General features: G+C 59.6%; 15 protein-coding genes. 8 read left to right on the top strand and 7 right to left on the bottom strand.

All coding sequences use genetic code 11. The features are described from left to right. Positions 1 to 4: 4 nt before the first annotated feature. Both UN63_RS10695 and mobA read right to left on the bottom strand, forming a co-directional pair. Positions 5 to 1,030 (bottom strand): TRAP transporter substrate-binding protein, encoded by a 1,026-nt coding sequence (locus UN63_RS10695; protein ID WP_104486751.1) that lies wholly within the window; start codon positions 1,028 to 1,030, stop codon positions 5 to 7. 362 nt (positions 1,031 to 1,392) lie between these two features. Next, positions 1,393 to 1,983, bottom strand: a complete 591-nt coding sequence (mobA, locus tag UN63_RS10690; RefSeq protein ID WP_104486750.1) for a molybdenum cofactor guanylyltransferase MobA — start codon at positions 1,981 to 1,983, stop codon at positions 1,393 to 1,395. Between the two features lie 223 nt (positions 1,984 to 2,206). On the opposite strand from mobA, the gene UN63_RS10685 reads away from it, so the two are divergent. The 3 genes from UN63_RS10685 to UN63_RS10675 all read left to right on the top strand — a co-directional run bounded on the left by UN63_RS10685 (position 2,207) and on the right by UN63_RS10675 (position 5,447). Continuing rightward, positions 2,207 to 3,415, top strand: a complete 1,209-nt coding sequence (locus UN63_RS10685; protein ID WP_104486749.1) for a CynX/NimT family MFS transporter — start codon at positions 2,207 to 2,209, stop codon at positions 3,413 to 3,415. Positions 3,416 to 3,778: 363 nt separating this feature from the next. Next, entirely contained in the window at positions 3,779 to 4,627 is an 849-nt protein-coding gene (locus UN63_RS10680) for a DNA ligase (protein ID WP_104486748.1), read from the top strand. Between the two features lie 67 nt (positions 4,628 to 4,694). After that, complete coding sequence (locus UN63_RS10675; RefSeq protein ID WP_104486747.1) at positions 4,695 to 5,447, top strand: NRDE family protein; 753 nt, start codon at positions 4,695 to 4,697, stop codon at positions 5,445 to 5,447. A 33-nt stretch (positions 5,448 to 5,480) separates the two neighbouring features. Here UN63_RS10675 and UN63_RS10670 read toward each other — a convergent pair whose 3' ends face one another. Both UN63_RS10670 and UN63_RS10665 read right to left on the bottom strand, forming a co-directional pair. Then, positions 5,481 to 6,338, bottom strand: coding sequence for a PA4780 family RIO1-like protein kinase (locus UN63_RS10670; protein ID WP_104486746.1), 858 nt, complete (start codon positions 6,336 to 6,338; stop codon positions 5,481 to 5,483). A 296-nt stretch (positions 6,339 to 6,634) separates the two neighbouring features. Beyond that, entirely contained in the window at positions 6,635 to 7,594 is a 960-nt protein-coding gene (locus UN63_RS10665; protein WP_104486745.1) for a LysR family transcriptional regulator, read from the bottom strand. Positions 7,595 to 7,727: 133 nt separating this feature from the next. Here UN63_RS10665 and UN63_RS10660 point away from each other — a divergent pair, with 133 nt between their 5' ends. Then, a complete protein-coding gene (locus tag UN63_RS10660; RefSeq protein ID WP_425320323.1) occupies positions 7,728 to 8,789 on the top strand; it encodes a sodium-dependent bicarbonate transport family permease in 1,062 nt (353 codons plus the stop codon). A 25-nt stretch (positions 8,790 to 8,814) separates the two neighbouring features. Here UN63_RS10660 and UN63_RS10655 read toward each other — a convergent pair whose 3' ends face one another. Beyond that, entirely contained in the window at positions 8,815 to 10,167 is a 1,353-nt protein-coding gene (locus UN63_RS10655) for a purine-cytosine permease family protein (protein WP_104486744.1), read from the bottom strand. Between the two features lie 270 nt (positions 10,168 to 10,437). Here UN63_RS10655 and capB point away from each other — a divergent pair, with 270 nt between their 5' ends. The 3 genes from capB (at position 10,438) to UN63_RS10640 (ending at position 15,337) form a co-directional block, all read left to right on the top strand. Continuing rightward, the gene (gene capB / locus UN63_RS10650) at positions 10,438 to 12,177 is read left to right on the top strand and encodes a caprolactamase subunit beta (protein ID WP_104486743.1); all 1,740 of its coding nucleotides are present in this window, start codon (positions 10,438 to 10,440) and stop codon (positions 12,175 to 12,177) included. Between the two features lie 27 nt (positions 12,178 to 12,204). Beyond that, entirely contained in the window at positions 12,205 to 14,286 is a 2,082-nt protein-coding gene (gene capA / locus UN63_RS10645; RefSeq protein ID WP_104486742.1) for a caprolactamase subunit alpha, read from the top strand. Positions 14,287 to 14,389: 103 nt separating this feature from the next. Further along, positions 14,390 to 15,337: an AraC-like ligand-binding domain-containing protein gene (locus tag UN63_RS10640; RefSeq protein ID WP_181068230.1), complete on the top strand. Its 948-nt coding sequence runs from the start codon at positions 14,390 to 14,392 to the stop codon at positions 15,335 to 15,337. 546 nt (positions 15,338 to 15,883) lie between these two features. Here the strand turns inward: UN63_RS10640 and UN63_RS17230 are convergent. Beyond that, positions 15,884 to 16,015 (bottom strand): putative transporter small subunit, encoded by a 132-nt coding sequence (locus tag UN63_RS17230; RefSeq protein WP_219821147.1) that lies wholly within the window; start codon positions 16,013 to 16,015, stop codon positions 15,884 to 15,886. A 2-nt stretch (positions 16,016 to 16,017) separates the two neighbouring features. Further along, entirely contained in the window at positions 16,018 to 17,688 is a 1,671-nt protein-coding gene (locus tag UN63_RS10635; RefSeq protein ID WP_104486740.1) for a sodium:solute symporter family protein, read from the bottom strand. Between the two features lie 507 nt (positions 17,689 to 18,195). Here UN63_RS10635 and purE point away from each other — a divergent pair. Beyond that, positions 18,196 to 18,575 (top strand): 5-(carboxyamino)imidazole ribonucleotide mutase (purE, locus tag UN63_RS10630; RefSeq protein WP_104486739.1); only part of this gene is annotated, 380 nt, incomplete at its 3' end.

The raw sequence follows: 18,575 nt of genomic DNA, 5'->3' as shown, positions 1-18,575 counted from the left end.
GTGGTTATCCTTGGGAGTCCAGTTGGGCCTGATAGTCACGGGCAATCTGGCGGAATTCCTGCAGGGCCTGCGGAGCATCCACCTTGCGGTCGGCCACGTCCTGCAGCCAGTCCTGTTCAATGTTCTGGGTCAGCTCGGCAAACAGCTGCACATCCTGCTCGCTGGCCGGGGTGATGGTATTACCGTATTCCAGTGCATCCTGTTCGGCTTCCTGGTCTGCCTGCACCCAGGCGCGGGCGGCCATGGCCGAGAGTTTCTCGCCGGATACCGCCATGATGGCCTCCCGGTCTTCACTGGAGATGCGGTCGAAGAAGTCTTCACCGATAAAGATGCCAAAGCTGCCCAGGTACAGGCCGTGGGGCATTTTCAGGGTGTAGGGTGCCACTTCCTTGAAGCGCATGCTGCGCTTGGTGTTCATGGGGTTGAACACACCATCTACCACGCCCTGGGTGAGCATTTCGTAGACCTTGGTGGTGGGGGCGGCCACGCCGGTAATGCCCAGTTGCTGGCCGATGGCGTTTTGTACACCACCACCGATGCGGATTTTCTTGTCGGCCAGCTCGCTCAGGCTGTTGATGGGCGAGCGCATGTGGATTTCGCCCGGACCGTGGGTGAACAGACCGGCCACGACCACCTCACCATGTTCGTGGGCCTTGGCCAGGTATTTTTCGTGGATCTTCCAATGCGCCACCGAGGCGGCTTCGGCCCCGGCACCCAGGTTGGGCAGCTCGGCGATGGTGGTCAGTTTGAAACGACCGGGAAAGTAACCATGATACGTCCATGAGGCATCTACCGCGCCATCTTGAACCAAATCAATCATGCTCTGGGGTGCTCCCAGATCGTGTTCAAGCTTGAGCCTGACCCGACCCTCGGTGGCTTCCTCAATCCACTTCCCCCAGATGGGCAGCACGGTGGCATTCATTTCACTGGTGGGTGAAAGCCAGGTGGCAACCCGCATTGTGGTGGCTGCGCTAGCCTGGCCATGCCAGAGTCCGACGGCGGCAAACAGCGATATCCATATACTCTTCATAACCCTCTCCCGTTCGACATAAAGATAACAACAGTAAAACATATTCGATACACATTACACCATTTGATACAAATAAGTGAAGTGTTTGTTGTTGATGTGCTTAACTGTTTGTTAACACTGTATTAAGCAGGGCGGAGGCGATCACGAAGGGGGGAGGAGAGCGAGTTCGCCGACGCACTCGGTGCCTGATGGCATCTTCAGATTGGTTGATCGGTGTCACTCTTGCAGGAGCAGGATTATCGTCACTTCCGCGTGCAAGGAGTGAGGGTCCGGACGGAGATGACGGCATTAAGCATGGGCGCGGATGCAAAAAAGGGGTTGGCGTCATTTGATTGAAATGACGCCAACCCCTTTTTATGTTTTTATTTCTGTCCTCGTTGCTCCAGTTCCTGCAGGGCTGCCTCGGTGTTGAGGTTGATAAAGGCATCGGCCTGGTCGCTGAAGTCTACCGGCACCAGCTGGTGGCGCTCATACCACAGCTGCAGCTTGCGGTCGCCGCCATCCAGATAGTTGTAAAGAGACGGCAGTAACGACTGGTGCACCAGGGCGGTGGCGGAGTGGAGCTGGATGCCGTCGTCCACCACCGCGATTTGATCGTGGCGCTGTATTGCGGCGCATAAACGATGTGCGAGATCGCTTGGCACCAGCGGGCTGTCGCAGGGCACGAACAACACCCATTCGCTGGGCGCATGGCTCAGCCCGGCCTCAAACCCGGCCAGCGGGCCGGCATAATCACCGACGTTATCCGGCACCACCGGCGCCAGTTGCCGATAGTGTTCCAGATTGCGGTTGGCATTGATCAGCACCTTGCCTACCTGAGGGCCGAGGCGCTCCAGCAGATGCACGACCAGTGGCTTGCCCCACAACTCCAGCAGCCCTTTGTCGGCGCCCTTCATGCGTCGGCCTTCGCCTCCGGCCAGAATAACGGCAGTGATATCTTTTGGATCCAGCATGAGATTTCCTGTTATTGCAGCTTTTGCCCGATATTAACCATTTAACTATTAACTATATCAGTGGCAGGGTCAGTGGCATGCGCTGCATCAAGTAATTGATGTTTTTTAGATACTTGCTCTCTTCAGACGCTAATCCTAACATGGTCGCTCTTCATACCAATCGTCGATGCGCCTTGCCGTTAGAGCATGTATTGCCGGCCGCCATCGCACCCAAGGGATAATAATGACAACAACCTCGCCCGACGGCCCCTTCCACGGCCGTCCCGTTATTGCTTTGCTGGCCATAGTGGCGCTGATGCTGGCCGCCGCCAACCTGCGTGGTGGCCTGGTGGTGGTGGGGCCGCTGGTGGTGGAGATTCGTGCCGCGCTGGATATCAGCGCCAGTGCCTTCAGCCTGCTGACCACCTTGCCCCTGCTGTGTTTCGGCGTTATGTCCATCTGCGTGCCCTGGCTTACCCGCCGCTGGGCACCCCAGTGGCTGACGATTGCCGGCCTCATGGTGATAAGCCTGGGCGTGGGGCTGCGGCTGGTAGACAATTATCCGCTGGTGATCCTCGGCACCCTGTTGCTGGGCCTGGCCATCGCCGTGCTCAATGTGCTGATCCCGGGGCTGGTGAAAGCCTTTTTTCCGCGACAGGTGGGGCTGATGACCGGCCTGTATTCCGTCACCCTGAGCATGGGGGCGGGCCTGGGGGTGTATCTGGCCGTGCCTCTGCTGGAGCAGTTTGGCAGCTGGCGTTATCCGGTGGCGCTGTGGGCAATACTGCCGCTGCTCTGCCTGCTGTTCTGGCTGCCGATGCTGAAGGTCAGGGGAGTGGGGCGTCCCGCCAATCCGGTGCGCATCAGCCTGTGGCGAGACACACTAGCCTGGTCCATCACCTTCTACATGGGTCTGCAGTCGTTCTATTTTTATTCCATGGCCACCTGGCTGCCGAAAATCCTGCTCGAAAACGGTCTGGACGCCCATGATGCCGGCACCGCCACGGCGCTGATCAACCTGGTGGGCATTCCCTTCAACCTGCTGATGCCGATACTGGCGGCCAAGATGCGCAGCCAGCGATTGCTGGTGCTGGGCACCTTTATCGTTTCCTTTGCCGGTCTTGCCGGACTCTGGTGGCAGCCCGCGGCGGCGCCCCTGTTGTGGGCGACGCTGATAGGCATGGGTTGCGGCAGTGCACTCAGTCTGGCGTTGTCGTTTTTCGTGCTGCGCTCGGCCAACACCGCCCAGGCCACGGCCCTGTCGGCCATGGCTCAGAGCATCGGCTATCTGCTGGCGGCGCTGGGGCCGGTATCGCTGGGCCTGCTGCGCGATGTCGGCGGCGACTGGCAGTGGGCGCTGATGCTGATGCTGGCGCTGCAGCTGGCGCAATTTACTGTGGGCTGGTCTGCCGCTCGCCCTATCAATGTGGTGCCGGATCAAGACCGTAACTGATAGCGATCGCAATGCGAAGCAGCAGCGCGCTTGCGCTCCGCCGACACGCTCCAAGCCCATCCCTGGGACGCTCGGCAAATGCCGTCCATGGCATTCGACGGTCGGCTACGGCAATCCCCGCTGTCTCTTGCATGACCCGGCTGAGCCTAGTCCCCCTGTAGTAGCTGCTTTAGCTGCTAAATCCGGCAACGCCGGATCTGGTGCACGGGGTCAGGTAATACGGCGATATATAAGACATTGGTGTTGAGGTGTGGCTGCGCCACATTGCACAGCTAAAGCAGTGCCTACAGGGGTCTACTATTCTTGGTGGTTGGCGATTGATTTTCATACCGTCGCTATTGTTTCTACCAGGGAGGGTTGAGAATGAACAGATTACCGTTATGGCTACCGTTGGTGCTGTTGTCGGGTACCGGATACGCCGAGAGCATGGCGTTGCCACCGCTGCAACTGGCGGCCGAGTATCAACAGCAGGATGTGACCCATTACCGGGTCAGCGAAAAGCTGGACGGGGTACGCGCCTACTGGAACGGGCGCGAGCTGCTGTCGCGCGGCGGTCATCGTTTTTCGGCGCCCGACTGGTTTGTGGCCGGCTTTCCCGATATGGCCCTCGACGGCGAGCTCTGGCTGGGTCGGGGGCGGTTCGAAGACCTGTCGGCCGCGGTACGCCGTTACCGGCCCGACGAGCCCGAATGGCGACAGATTCGCTTCATGGTGTTCGACCTGCCCGCCAGCGAGCTGCCGTTCGAGACGCGGTTAACGGCATTGGAACGACTGTTTTCGCATCTTGACTCCCCCTATATTGAGCTACTAGAACAGCGGCGGCTACCCGATAATGCCGCCCTGGCCGCATACCTCACCGAGGTGGAAGCCCTGGGCGGCGAGGGGCTGATGCTGCGCCATCGCGACAGCCTCTATCTGCCGACCCGCAACCAGGACCTGCTCAAGCTCAAGCGCTTCCAGGATGCGGAAGCCCGGGTACTGGCGCACCTGCCCGGGCAGGGAAAATTTGAGGGCATGCTGGGCGCTTTGCTGGTGGAAACCGACGATGGCCGCCGCTTTAAACTGGGCACCGGTTTCAGCGATCGGCAGCGGCAACAACCGCCGGCGGTGGGCAGCATCGTCACCTACCGTTACCGGGGTGAAACCGGTCAGCGGATGCCCCGATTCGCCAGCTTCGTTCGGATAAGAAACGACGAACCGGAGCGGCCCTGACTCTGGCCTGGGGCCACGCTCGGGAGTAAAGTAGAGCCTTGTCGATATCATCTGAGGAGCCCCGCTTTTGTGTCTTATTGCCTTTTCGTGGCAGCCTGAACAGGGCCGCCTGCATCTGCTGGCCAACCGGGACGAATTCTATGCCCGCCCCACGGCGGCGGCCCACTGGTGGCCGGAGAGTCCCGACATCTGGGCCGGGCGGGATCTGCAGGCCGGAGGTACCTGGCTGGGCATGAGCCGGGCGGGGCGCTTTGCCGCCCTGACCAATGTGCGGGAAGGCGGGGCCCGCCCCGGGGGGCGTAGCCGCGGCGAGCTGGTGGCCGATTTTCTGGCCGGCGAGCAGGATCCCGGGGCCTATTTACGTCACAAGCTGGCCAACGGCGATGATTACGCCGGTTTCAACCTGTTGGTGGGGGATCTGACCCGTGGTGAGCTCTGGTATGGAGGCAATCGCCCCGGCGCGGATGCCCGCCGGCTGGGAGCGGGGCTCTATGGCCTGTCCAACGCCATGCTCGACACCCCCTGGCCCAAGGTGGAGCTGCTCAAGCAGGGGCTGGCCACACTAGGGCCGGTGCATGAGGGAACGGCCTTCGGCCTGCTCGATGACGATACCCGGGCCGCGCTCGAACACCTGCCCAACACCGGCGTCGGCCCGGAATGGGAAAGCCTGTTGTCGTCCATTTTCATTCAGAGTCCGGACTACGGCACCCGAGCCCAAACGGTATTGTGTGTCGAGCGGGGCCGGGTAGCCATTACCGAGCAGGGGCGGGGGCCGGAAGGCGCGCTGCTGGAACGACGACAGGCAAGCTGGATGCTGTAATAGATTTATTGCGACGTGCGCCCTTTTTCAAGTTCAGGCATCTTGCTCGGCATCGCGGATTCGTTCTCTTCGCTCGTATTCTTCTTCCATCGCCGCTTTTATTTCTTCCAGTATGGAGTCTACATCGGCGCTGTCGCTGTCATCCTCAAACTCACCCGTGAGGGTTGAATGGGGTGTCAAGCTGCCTTCTTCGAACAGTGCCCACATTTCCTTGGCGTATTGGGTCTTTAACAAGGCGGGTGCAAACTCGCCATAATAGCGGCGCATATTGTTGACGTCGCGGGCGAACATGGCTTTCGCGCTATTATTGGCGGCGGCATTAACCGCTTGTGGCAAGTCGATAATCACAGGGCCCTGATCATCAACCAGTACGTTAAATTCGGACAAGTCACCGTGTACAATGCCCGCACAAAGCATGAGCATAATGTAATGCATCATGGTGGCGTGATCTTCCATCGCCTGTTCTGCCGACATGGTCACCTCACCGAGCTGTGGTGCGACATCGCCCGCGTCATCACTGACCAGTTCCATCAACAAGATGCCATCGACGCAACCGAATGTTTCGGGTACGCGCACACCGGCATGGGCCAGGCGGGCCAGCGCATCGATTTCGGCATTTTGCCAGATTTTTTCCTGTTCCTGGCGGCCATAGTTCGAACGTTTTTCCATGGCGCGAGCCTGGCGGCCACTGCGAACCTTTCGCCCTTCCTGATATTGCGCCGCTTTTTTAAAGCTGCGTTTCACCGCATCTTTATAGACTTTGGCGCAACGAATGTGCTCACCACAGCGGACAACAAAAATATCGGCTTCTTTGCCGCTCATGAGACGGCTGATCACTTCATCGATTAAACCGTCATCGACGAGAGGCTGTAGTCGTTTGGGTATTTTCACAGGCGGTCTGCCAGGTTGGAGCGGCTATCAATCATTTTTTATCGAGTCTGTTCTGCGTGTGGTTGGTGTACGTGTCTGTACTTTGATCGGGCAGGATATCACCTTTGAGGATGAAGGGCGATAATGAGCAAATCGCGAACTCTCGGCCGCTTCTTCCGGCACACCGAATGGCCAGCAGACGGTGCCAACAGGCGATGTCTAAGCATCAAGGTGGACAAAGGTACCTGCTCAGCCGACCATTCGCGCCAAGGCCGAAAATGCTCCTGCCGTATCGGCACTACCGCCATTCACGGCGTTCAGTGCCGGGCACCCAGCTGCGCCAACAGGGCGGCCAGATCGTTGTGTATATACCGTTCATCCACGCAGTGGGCCAGGTTGTCGTTGATAAAGCGCACGAAATTGGCGGCGGCATAGGGCATGCGGCGGTTGTTGTGGCAGACCAGATACCAGTGGCTGCCGAGCGGAAACCCGGGAATCGCCGGGCGACCGACCTTGTGCTCGCCCTCGGCCAGGGTGTGTTCCGACAACACCGCCAGCCCCAGTCCCTGCTCCACGCTCATGCGGATCACCTCGTTGCTCTCTATCTGCATGACCCGCTTCAGTTGCAGGTTGCGCTTGCGCAGCCATTCCTCAAACACCAGCCGGGTGGCGCTGCCCGGCTCGCGCAGCAGAAAACGCTCTTCCAGCAAGGCCGAAAAATCGGCGGGAGGATCTTGTACCGCCCAGTGATCCGGTGGGGTGATCAGCACCAGCGGGTTATGGATAAAACGGCCACTCAGCGTGTGCTCCCCGGTGGGGGGATGGCTGAACAGGTAGAGGTCGTCCTGCTGGTGCCGGTGACGATCCAGAATATAGCCCCGGTTACCGACGCTGATGGACACTTCGACCCCCGGGAAGTCACGGTTAAAGGGCCCCAGCAGGCGCGGCAGTATGTATTTGGCGGTGGTGACCACGCCGATGCTGAAACTGCCGCGGGTGCCCTGGCGAGCATCCTGCAAAAAACCGCCGAAGTCCTCGAAACGGCTCAGGGCATCCAATGCCGCATGATATAGCTCGGTGCCGACCAGGGTGGGGGTGATGCGGCCTTCGCCGATGATCAGCAGAGGTTCGCCCACCGCTTCGGCCAGGCGCTTGAGCTGCTGGGATACGGTGGGCTGGGTCAGATGCAGCTGGCTGGCGGCCCTGGATACCGAGCCCAGCCGCACCACGGCCACATACACCTGCAGCAGGCGAAAAGTCAGATGACGAACATTCATTGATGATTATCTATATCTGCTGTTATTAACATTTATTGGTAACTATATCTCGCGTTCCGCACTATGTCTGCCATCTTCAGGGTCAACCAGGCGGTACCACCGCCCTCATCCGGTTGACTGCGGTTACAACATAATGACAAGAGAGGAATTCATGCCGGATATAGTGGTGGCGTTTTTTGCGCTGGGCGTGGTAGCGGGACTGGCCCGTTCGGATTTGCAGGTGCCCAAGGCGGCGTATGACACCCTGAGCATATTGTTGATGCTGACCATCGGTTTCAAGGGGGGGCTGGCACTGCATGGCAACCTGCACTGGGGGCTGGTGCCGGAGCTGCTGGCGGTGGCGGCGCTGGGTGTGCTGATCCCTCTGCTGTGTTATCCGATAGCCCGCCGGCTGCTGCGTCTCGATCAGGCCAACAGCGCCAGCCTGGCCGCCCACTATGGATCGGTCAGTGCCGGTACCTTCGCGGTGGCGCTGGCCTATGCCCAGAGCCTGAAGCTGGACATAGCGCCGGAAACCACCCTGTATCTGGTGTTGCTGGAGCTGCCCGCCATCATCGTCGCCATTTCCCTTTACAAACGGCTGGCGGGGCAGGGCGAGCAGGTCGGTCATGGCGGCGTCTGGCACGAGGCGCTGACCAGCCGGGGCGTGGTGTTGCTGACCGGCGGCGTGTTGATTGGTTATTTCTACGGTCCCGAGCGGGCGGCGCCGGTCAGCGATCTGTTCATTCATTCCTTCAAGGGCTTGCTGGCGCTGTTTTTGCTGGAGATGGGGCTGTGTGCCGCCAAGGCGCTGTGCCCTGTGCCCTGGCATCGCTGGCCGGTGATGCTGTTCGCGCTGCTGGCGCCCTTGGTGCTGGCCTGGCTGGGTATCCTGATGGCCTTGTTGCTGGAGCTGCCGCAAGGCACGGCGCGTGATCCTGGTGTCGCTGGTGGCCAGCGCCTCTTACATAGCGGCGCCGGCGGCCATTGGCGCGGCCATCGAGAAGGCGGACATCGGTCTGGCCATGCTGGCGGCGCTGGCGGTGACTTTTCCCTTCAACGTGCTGGTGGGGATACCGCTCTACGCCCGCTGGCTGCAGAGCCTTTACTGAGCATGAAAAAGGCGGACCCAGAGGTCCGCCTTACCAGAACCCACAGGGTGATGGCGGGCCAGATCAGAATAACGTTAGTTATTTTGTTTCGTAACTTTGTTTGAGCTGCAGCCGGCTGCGGTTGTCGCTTCAGGAGGAAGCTGGATCGGCTTCAGACTGCGCTGCGGAGGCCAGGCGGGCTGAACGCCGGTTGAGCACGCTATAGAGGCCGAAGGCGGTCACAAAAGACAGGGGCGCCGACAGGTTGCTCCACTGTTCGCCCGCTATCATGCAGCCGATTCCGAGTCCCGCTGCCGCCAGCCAGGCACCCAGGCCGGCCGAGCGAAAACGAGGGGCCTGCTCGCCGTAGCGTACCGTGCCCGGGTCGAAGAAAATATGGCTCAGCGCCAGACCCACCCAGGCCACCACGAAGATGCCCTGATAGGCCAGCGCCTGCAGGATGAACTCGAACACATTGGTCAGCATCAGCAGATAGACCACCACGCCCACCAGCACGCCGCAGGCCAGCTTGGGCAGCCGTAGTCCCAGCCCTTTTTCCAGACAGCTCTGCAGGTTGATGGTGGCCAGATAGAAGTTGGCGGTGTTGATGCGGGTCTGACTGACCCAGACGAAGGCCAGACCGGCAAAGCCCATCAGCTTCAGCAGAGCCAGCACCACCGACACCTCGGTCACGGGCCCATCGGTGGGAATGCTGGCGGCCAGGAAGATGCCGACCACGCCGTTGACCAGAAAGGTAAACGCATAGAAGGGCAGTCCGAAATTGAAACGGGCGTGGTAGTCGGCGTCTTCCTCTTTGCCCATGCGGGCATAGTCCCAGGTGTACATCATCAGGATCCACACCCCCATGAAGTAGCTGAAGCAGCGCCACCAGCCGTCGGCTGACGCACCGCCTTCCGGCCCCAGTTCCAGCCAGGCATGGCTGTAGCCGTAGGTGTTGAGGGTCATCAGCACCGCTGCCGCCAGCCCCAGCAGGTAGAAGGGCAGCAGCACGCCGTTAAGCTTGTCGAGCCAGCGCTGCACGCTGCCCAGTACCAGAGGCACGCTGTAGAGCACCACCAGCAAATAGGCCTGGTTCAGGGTCAGGGACGGAAAGTAACCCTGAATGGCCACCGCGATCACCGAGCCTTCGAACACCCCGTAATAAATGGCGGTGGCGAAGAAAATCAGGGTGGCAAGGGCCGCCCCCGACCTTCCCAGCAGCGTTTGGGAAAAGAGCCCCACCGACAGCCCGGTACGGATGGCATGGCGGCTGATAACGGCATTGATCAGGCTGTAGCACAGCGCCGACAGGCCCAGACCGATAAGGGTATTGACGGTGCCGTAATGAATGGCCAGGGTGGCAGACACGACCAGCCAGAACATGGCACTGCACACCGACCACCAGGCCATGGTAAGGCCGAAACGGGACATGCGTGCGCTCTGGGGCACGGGTGAACGGGTGAAGTCCGGATCCGAACTCTGGGGGTGCGAAATATTCGCCATGGCAAACTCCTTTTCACTCGGGATAAGGCTCAACCCCTGTTGAGCCATTACTGACCCATGCAGCATAAAAGGACCCGACAGGAAGAAAATTGCACCTGAGCGCATCGGCTATTGCCAGCCAGTGCATCACTGCCGGGTGCGTTGATGGTCAAAAGCGGGTGCGCTCATCGTCAATTCGGCCGGGGGGAACGGCTTTTATACTGGCGGCGAAACGTTGCGGTAACAGTTTGTTAACCGTCATTCAGCCAGTCATAAAACGGAAGGTAGACGATGGCCACACATGTAGATCCCATAACCCTGGCGGTGGTGCGCGGAGCGCTGGAAACCACCCAGCGGGAAATGACTCTCACCCTGGAAAAGACCGGGCGTTCGAGCGTGTTCAACCTGGCTCACGATTACAGTAACGCCCTGTTTGACCATTTTCCCGAGATGATTCTTCAGGGCCAGGACATTCCTATTCACCTGGGTTCGCTGATCCCGGCCATGAAGGCGGTGGCCGAGTTCTTCGACGGCGACATTCAGGAAGGGGACGTCATCTATCACAACGACCCGGCCTACAAGGGCAGTCACATCCTGGACTGCTGCATGTACAAACCGGTGTTCTACAAAGGCGAGCTGGTGTTCTGGACCGTGTGTAAGGGTCACCTCACCGACATCGGCGGTCCGGTGCCGGCCGGTTATAACCCGGACGCCAAGGAAATTTACGCCGAGGGCCTGCGCATTCCGCCGGTCAAACTGTGGGAACAGGGCAAGCCCCGGAAAGACGTGATCAACCTGCTGCTCACCAACATGCGCGCAAGGCGCGATCAGGAAGGGGACATCAACGCCCAGTACGGCGCCTGCCGGGTGGGGGAGCGCAATCTGATTGCTCTGCTCGACAAATACGGGGTGGATACGGTCAAGGCCTGCATCGCCGAGCTGAAAGACATGGCCGACCGGCAGATGCGCTCATTGATCCGCGACGTGCCCGATGGCGTCTACCATGGCAGTGCCATGCTGGAAGATGCCGGTCACGGCTTTGGCGAGATGGAAATCACCAGTACCATCACGGTCACCGGCGACCAGCTGCACATTGCCGTGCAGAGTCCGCCGCAAATCCCGTATTTCATCAACTCTTACGAGGGTAACTCCCTGTCCGGCGTCTATCTGGGTCTGATGATGTTTGCCCAGCTGCCTCCGCCCTACAACGAGGGCCTGTATCGCTGTGTGACCGTGGATCTGGGCGAGAAGGGTACCCTGTGTAATGCGGTTGAGCCGGCGCCCCACGTCAACTGTACGACCACCCCGATGGAAACCCTGACCGACGCCGTGCGCCAGGCTCTGGAGCAGGCTGCTCCCGAGCGGGTCACCGCGTCCTGGGGCCATGCCAGCGGCATCAATATCGCGGGCATGGATCCGCGCAGCGGCGAGCAGTACGTGACCATGGTACTGGCTTCCATTATCTCCGGTGCCGGTGCCACCCAGGTGATGGATGGCTGGCACGCGGTGGGGCCCTTGTGCTGCTTCGGTGCGCTCAGCTCCGGCGACGTAGAGCTGCTCGAATATTCCTACCCGATCATCATTCACCGCTATGGCCTGCTGCAGGACAGCGGGGGTGCCGGCAAGTATCGCGGTGGTTCGGGCACGGCCTGGGAAGTAGAGCCGAGAGATCACGAAATGCAGGTCATCGCCTTCGGCGAAGGCCGCCAAATTGCCACCCTGGGGGCGGCAGGTGCCGAGAACCGGCTGCTTGAGCCCAAGCTGGGCAAGCTGGTGGTGGACAGAGCAGACGGCCAGCAGGTGCACAAGCACAACACCATGCTCACCATTAAACCGGGCGAGCGGGTGACCAACATCAACCCGGGCGGTGGTGGCTATGGCCCTGCCTTCGAGCGGGACCCCAAGGCGGTGCTGGAAGACGTGCGCAATGATCTGGTATCGCTGGAAGCGGCCGAACTGGAATACGGCGTGGCGCTCAATCCCGATTGCCTGAGCGTGAACTGGGCCGAGACCGAACGCCTGCGTGGCTGAACTCTTTAAAAGGTAAGGAAACTGATTATGCGTAGCAAATATCGTCTGGGCGTGGATGCCGGCGGCACCTTCACCGATTTCGTACTGGCCGAGAACGACGGCAATATTCGGGTATTCAAGAGCCCGTCTACCCCCGAGGACGGCACTATTGCCATCCACCACGGCCTGGGACAGATTGCCGAGGCGCTCAACAAGCCGGTGAGCCAGATAGTGCAGGAATGCGATTTGTGCATCAATGGCACTACTGTGGCGCTCAATGCGTTAATCGAGAAGAAAGGGGTCAAGGTTGGCCTGCTGTGCAGCACGGGCCACGAAGACAGCATAGAAATTCGACTGGGCCACAAGGAAGAAGGTTATCGCTACGAGGCCGACTTCCCCCCGGCTCACATGATAGTGCCGCGACATTTGCGCCGGGGCATAGACGGCCGCTTTCTGGCCGATGGCACCGAGTACAGCGAGCTCAACGAGCAGCAAATTATCGACGCGGCGGCCTATTTCAAAGAGCAGCAGGTCGAAAGCGTGGCCATTTCCTTCCTGTGGGCGGTGCGCAACCCGGGCCATGAGCGGCGAGCCAAGGAGCTGATCGAGCAGCTGTTGCCCGGGGTCTTTGTGTGTACCGGCAGTGAGGTGTACCCGCAGATCCGCGAATACAGCCGCACCTCCACCACGGTCGTGAACGCCTACCTGAGCCCGGTGATGCGCCGTTATGTGGAGCGTATCGACGAGTACTTCAGGAACCTGGGCGCCAAATATCCGGTGCGTTACTTTCAGTCCAACGGTGGCCTGGCTATCGGCGAGGCCATGCAGGGCAGGGCGGTCAACGCCATCAACTCGGGCCCTGCCTCTGCGCCCCAGGCCGGTCTTTACGTGGCGCGCCCCTTCGACATCGATAACGTGATTACGGTGGACATGGGCGGTACCTCGTTCGACATTACCCTGACCAAGGGCGGTCATACCAACCTGAGCAAGGACATCGACTTTTTACGCTACCGTATCGGCGTGCCCATGATCCAGGTGGAAACCCTGGGCGCCGGCGGCGGCTCCATCTGTCAGGTGGACGAATTCGGCATGCTGCAGGTGGGCCCCGAAAGTGCGGGCGCGACCCCAGGGCCTGTGTGCTACGGCAAGGGGGGCACCCGTCCTACCGTGACCGACGCCAACCTGGTGCTCGGCTACCTTAACCCGGACGCCGTGCTGGGCGGCACCATCCGTTTGAACCGGGATGCGGCCTGGCAGGCGGTGAAAAAGCACGTGGCCGACCCGCTCGGCATCAGTGTGGAAAAGGCGGCCTACGGCATCAGCACCATCGTCAACTTCAACATGGTCAACGGTATTCGCCGGGTCTCCATCGAGCGGGGCTATGATCCGCGCGACTTCGCTCTGGTCTGCGCCGGCGGCGCGGCCGGCATGCACATCAGCTCCCTGGCCGAGGAAATTGGCAGCCGTACCGTGCTGGTGCCCAAGGTGGCTTCCGTGTTCTGCGCCTTCGGCCAGATCATCTCGGACGTGCGCTACAACTACCTGGCCTCGGAACCCATGCCTATCCACCGGGAGGCGGAACTGAGCCTGCTCAACGAGCGCTTTCACGAGCTGGAGAGCCAGGGCACCGAGCATCTGCTGGCCGATGGCTTCCAGTTGGGCGACATCAGCCTGTCGCGCAGCGTGGAAATGCGCTATCAGGGGCAGATCCACGAATGTCCGGTCGAACTCCCCGGCGGCGAAATTACTCCCGACACGATAGACGGCCTGCTAGAGGCCTTCCACCGCCGCCACGAAGAGCTGTATACCTACAGCGAGCCGAACAACCCGGTGGAGTTGGTGAACATTGAATCTACCCTCACCGGCAAGGTGAGCAAGCCGCCGGCGCAGCAGTTGGCCGCCACTGGCCGTACTCTGGCCGATGCCTTGATGGGCCACAGACCCATGCTGTTCGATGCCGACGGCCACTGGATTGAAACCGGTGTCTACCACGGCGAACGGCTGGACGTGGGGCTGGAGATCATGGGGCCGGCAGTGGTGGAGGAGCCGACCACCAACATAGTGGTACGTCCGGGCTGGTGCCTGGTGCTGGAGGCCAACAACTGCTATCGCCTGACCAGAATGAGCTGAGGATCCCGTTTCAGCACTCGTATTCTTGAGGTTACCGCCGGACCATGGTTACATGTCCGGCGGTTTTTTGACCAGTGCGCAATGGATTTGCGAAGGAGCGAGCATGCATTTATGCCATCACACCACGCTGTTGCCGGTGCCGGAGCGACAGGACTACTGGCGTGAGGTGATAGGAAGCACCTATTTCGATATGGACCTGCGTTTCACCGAGCGACAGGGCTTTTACGGGCAGTTGTGGAACTGGGACGTGGCGCCGTTTGGCATCTCGTTTCTGAGCAGCTCCCCCACCCAGTACCAACGTCTGCGGCAGCATATCAACCCGCACGGCGATAATCATTTTCTCATCACCATTCCCGAGCGGCAGGAAGTGCATTTCAGCCAGGAGCGGCGCAGCGTGCGTTGCCGACCCGGCAGTTTCATTCTGGAGCGCAGCGACAAACCCTACGAATTCGAGTATCAGAACGACAACAGCCTGTGGGTGCTGCGGGTGCCCGACTCTTTGCTGCGTGCCCGACTGCGGCTGCCCGAGCGCCACCTGTTCAGCGAATTCGATCGCAGCCAGGGCTTGGGTGCCGTTTTTTTCGATTTTTTCCGCAGCATCACCCATCAGGTGGCCTATCTGGACGACCGCCAGACAGAGCCCCTGCTGCGCCAGCTGATAGAGCTGTTTGCACTGGCGGTGGAAGGCGATCAGCGTGCCATCGCCAGTGAAGACAGCGGCTTGTGTCAGGTGCATCAGCAGCGTGTGGAGCAGTATATTCGTGAACACATCCGTGATTCGAATCTGAACCCGGAGCAGGTGGCGGCGGCCTGCGGCATCTCTACCCGCTACCTGCACAAGCTGTTTCAGGGCGAGGAGTTTAGTGTAAGCCAGTGGATCCGCGAAATACGCCTGCAGGGAGCCGTGGCCGATATCCGTCGCAGTGGCACCGGCAGAACCCTGGCCGATATCGCCTATAAATGGGGCTTCAGCGATCAGGCCCATTTTTGCCGCAGCTTCAAGAGCCGGTTTGGCATTACCCCCAAGGAGGCCCGGCAGCCAGGGGGATGAGCCGAGTGCCTGTACAGCAGTGCAGGAAATAAACAGAGATGCGGCCGAATAATACCAATCTAAATAAAAATATGATCTATTTTAAAACGGGACACGAGAGGAAACAGAGTCACCTCCCACGACACGCCATGAACCCATCCGTGGGGGCTCGGAAATGCCGTCTGACTGCCAGGGAGGGCGGGAATGCCGGAACGGCAGGAGCATTTTTCGGCCCTGGCATTTCACGGTCGTGGGAGGCGCTCTCTGTTACCTCTCCTTAGCACCGAGTTGTCTGCAGGTCGCTCCACAGGCGACTCCGCAGCATTAGGGAGAATGAAGGGTTTTACTCCAGCGACCATCACATGACAGGATGTCATGTGCTGAGCGTCGCAGGGATGCGGTTTAGCGTGTCGGGGGAGTGAACCCTTCGTTCGACCTTTACCGTGAAGCCAAGTAGATCAGTTAGTTTTCCAGATTGGTATAATTGGCTGCTAATCCTGTATTGACCATGAAAAAGGCGGACCCTGAAGTCCGCCTTTGTTTTTCTGCAAGCCGTGATACAGGTGATTACACCAGGTCGCGGTTTTCTTTTTTAGCCTCGCGCATATCCTTGAGCACTGCCTTGCAAATCACCACCAGTATCCACAGGGTGAGGGCGGGCCAGATCAGGATATAGGCTCCTAAGGTCAGATCGTTCATTATCAGGACTCCTTGGCAATTTGAGCGGTATATGCGGCATCGAGCCCTTGGTCGTAGTGACCCACACGCTTTTTGATGAGATTGAAGTCGAACTGCTCGCTGTCGAGCAGACTCACGGCCACACAGACCAGGGTGCTGACGCCGTAGGCCACCAGAGATGACAGCAGCACCGTATATTCCCGCAAAAATCCGGTGGCAAAGAACATCAGCGCGACCCCGGCAATGATGCCGGCTACAAAACCGGCACGGGTGCCGAGGAAGCCAAACACCATCAGGCCGATCACTACACCGCCGCCGATGCTGGCCAGCAGCTCGAACAGCACCGCGATGGGGCCGGTCATGGGCACCAGTTCGAAGCGGGCTATGCAGAACATCAGCAGGCCGGCAACCACAGAGCTGGTAAAGGCGCGATTGGTGACCCGGTTCCAGAAGCAGCTGGCGATAACCGGGAACACGATGGCGCCCCACAGCGCCCCCACAAACACCAGCATCACCAGAATATCGAATGAGAAGCTGGCAAAAATGATACCGACCATAGTGGCTGCCACCATGGTCAGACGGCCGATAAACAGCATGCGCTTGGGACAGGCTTTGCCCTTGGCGATGTTCTTGCCATAGACGTCGGCCATCATGATGGCCGACAGCGCCGACAGGTCAGAGTCGGCGGTGGACGACAGAGAGCCGATCACCAGAATAAAGAACAATCCTATAAACACCGGCGGCAGATAAGAAGACACCATCTGCGGGATCAGGTTATTCATGTCGCCGTTCAGCGGCTCAACCCCTGTGGTCAGGGCCATCAGACCTATCATGCCCAGACCGATGACGATGGCGCCATAGCCCAGAGTAGCGGTGATGAAGGTGGGCTTGATGTGTTTTTCATTCACGGCAAACAACCGCTGAGCAATGGTCTGGTTACCGATCGCATAGGCCAGCACGGCCACGAAGTAGGGCGCGCCCTGATGCAGTATGGCGTCGGTCGAGAACAGGTCGGCCTGTTGCAGGGTGAGCTTGTCAAAGCCATTGAGCATCTCGGTCGGGCCACCCATGGCAAACAGTACCGCCGGGATGATCACCACGGCGATGGCCATGAGGGCGATCAGCTGGGCGAAATCGGTCAGTACGGAAGCGCGGAAACCGGACCAGAGGGTGTAGCTCAGTACGCCTGCGCCGGCGATGATGACGCCGGTCTGAAACGACAACGGCGACAGCACAGATACCAGGGCACCGGCGGCGGTGAAGTTCACCATCAGGCTGATGAGGCTGCCGAGCAGGTTGGATAATGCCAGGATCAACTGGCTGGAAGAGCCGTGACGGGCGTGGATGATTTCACCCAGAGTATGTGCCTTGGGGGCAAGGGCGCGAAAGCGGCGACCGAAGGGATAGATGAACAATATCATTAGCGCACCCCAGAGGCCGTAGTGCAGGGGGCCCGAAACACCGTAGGTATAGCCGGAGGTGGCGGCGGCGTAGAAAGAAGCCGCCCAGATCCAGGTGGCGGTCATGCTGGCTGCACCTATGCCGAAGCCGACGCTCTGGTTGGAGACCATGAAGGCGTCGGTGTCTTCCTGTTCTTTCTTGATAAAGGTGGTGATCAGATAGGTGCCGCCGTAAAAGGCGGTCAGCAGCAATAGCACAGTGGTGCTGGAAAATTGATAGAGTTCCAAGTTCATCTCCTTGTTCGCGCTCGAGCAGCTGAGTACTCGGGTGAGCAGGCATACGCACAGACAACAGACACCGGATTAATGGCACCTGAACTGGCGTAGGTTAAGACGACCTGGCTAGCGGCAACGGACGCGGAGATCCCGTAAAAAACGGATCGGCAATAAATAAGGACAATTACTTAGAGACGTTGGCGATAGCCTGGTAATGTGTGGTCGACGACACTGATGGTCGTGACTAAGGTAACGCTTCGATGGCACCAATCATGGGGCGGACACCTCCTAGGTATACGTGATGCTTACTTGTGAGGACGCAATACCTTAACGTGACGTTCGGGTAATGTCCACCATTGGGCGATTAGCCGACTAGCCGCCACCCCCTCCTTTCGTTATAATCCGCGCTCCCCCGGATCCACCAAAATGCCGAACGTTGTTTAGACGTCGTTGAAAGATAGTTGAAACATAATTGAAACACGGTTGAAACAAACGTCGCTGAAACGCTGTTGAACAGGAGTAGTCATGCAAGCAAAAGTTGCCGTCATCATGGGTTCCAAGAGTGATTGGCCCACCATGCAGGGTGCTGCAGAAATCATGGATAAACTGCAGGTCGCCTATGAAGTGGAAGTGGTGTCGGCGCACCGCACCCCCGACCGATTGATGGAATTTGGCGAGCAGGCCGTGGACCGCGGTTTTGAAGTCATCATCGCCGGTGCCGGCGGTGCCGCCCACCTGCCGGGCATGGTTGCCTGCAAGACCCGTTTGCCGGTACTGGGTGTGCCGGTACAAAGCCGGGCGCTGAACGGTATGGACAGCCTCTTGTCTATCGTGCAGATGCCCAAGGGCGTGGCCGTGGGCACCCTGGCCATCGGCGAGGCCGGTGCCTTCAACGCGGGCCTGAT

Source organism: Oceanisphaera arctica (assembly GCF_002936955.1).
GTDB classification, from domain to species: Bacteria; Pseudomonadota; Gammaproteobacteria; order Enterobacterales; family Aeromonadaceae; genus Oceanimonas; species Oceanimonas arctica.
The sequence above is the reverse complement of the archived record's forward strand: the minus strand, read 5'-3'. Positions and strand labels throughout refer to the sequence as shown.

What these genes read in the sequence shown, in the direction of transcription:
- capB (WP_104486743.1), top strand. Translation starts at nt 10,438, where the DNA reads ATGGCCACACATGTAGATCCCATAACCCTGGCGGTGGTGCGCGGAGCG.
- UN63_RS10660 (WP_425320323.1), top strand. Translation starts at nt 7,728, where the DNA reads ATGACAAGAGAGGAATTCATGCCGGATATAGTGGTGGCGTTTTTTGCG.
- capA (WP_104486742.1), top strand. Translation starts at nt 12,205, where the DNA reads ATGCGTAGCAAATATCGTCTGGGCGTGGATGCCGGCGGCACCTTCACC.
- UN63_RS10685 (WP_104486749.1), top strand. Translation starts at nt 2,207, where the DNA reads ATGACAACAACCTCGCCCGACGGCCCCTTCCACGGCCGTCCCGTTATT.
- UN63_RS10655 (WP_104486744.1), bottom strand. Translation starts at nt 10,167, where the DNA reads ATGGCGAATATTTCGCACCCCCAGAGTTCGGATCCGGACTTCACCCGT.
- UN63_RS17230 (WP_219821147.1), bottom strand. Translation starts at nt 16,015, where the DNA reads ATGAACGATCTGACCTTAGGAGCCTATATCCTGATCTGGCCCGCCCTC.
- UN63_RS10695 (WP_104486751.1), bottom strand. Translation starts at nt 1,030, where the DNA reads ATGAAGAGTATATGGATATCGCTGTTTGCCGCCGTCGGACTCTGGCAT.
- UN63_RS10640 (WP_181068230.1), top strand. Translation starts at nt 14,390, where the DNA reads ATGCATTTATGCCATCACACCACGCTGTTGCCGGTGCCGGAGCGACAG.
- UN63_RS10680 (WP_104486748.1), top strand. Translation starts at nt 3,779, where the DNA reads ATGAACAGATTACCGTTATGGCTACCGTTGGTGCTGTTGTCGGGTACC.
- UN63_RS10635 (WP_104486740.1), bottom strand. Translation starts at nt 17,688, where the DNA reads ATGAACTTGGAACTCTATCAATTTTCCAGCACCACTGTGCTATTGCTG.
- UN63_RS10665 (WP_104486745.1), bottom strand. Translation starts at nt 7,594, where the DNA reads ATGAATGTTCGTCATCTGACTTTTCGCCTGCTGCAGGTGTATGTGGCC.
- mobA (WP_104486750.1), bottom strand. Translation starts at nt 1,983, where the DNA reads ATGCTGGATCCAAAAGATATCACTGCCGTTATTCTGGCCGGAGGCGAA.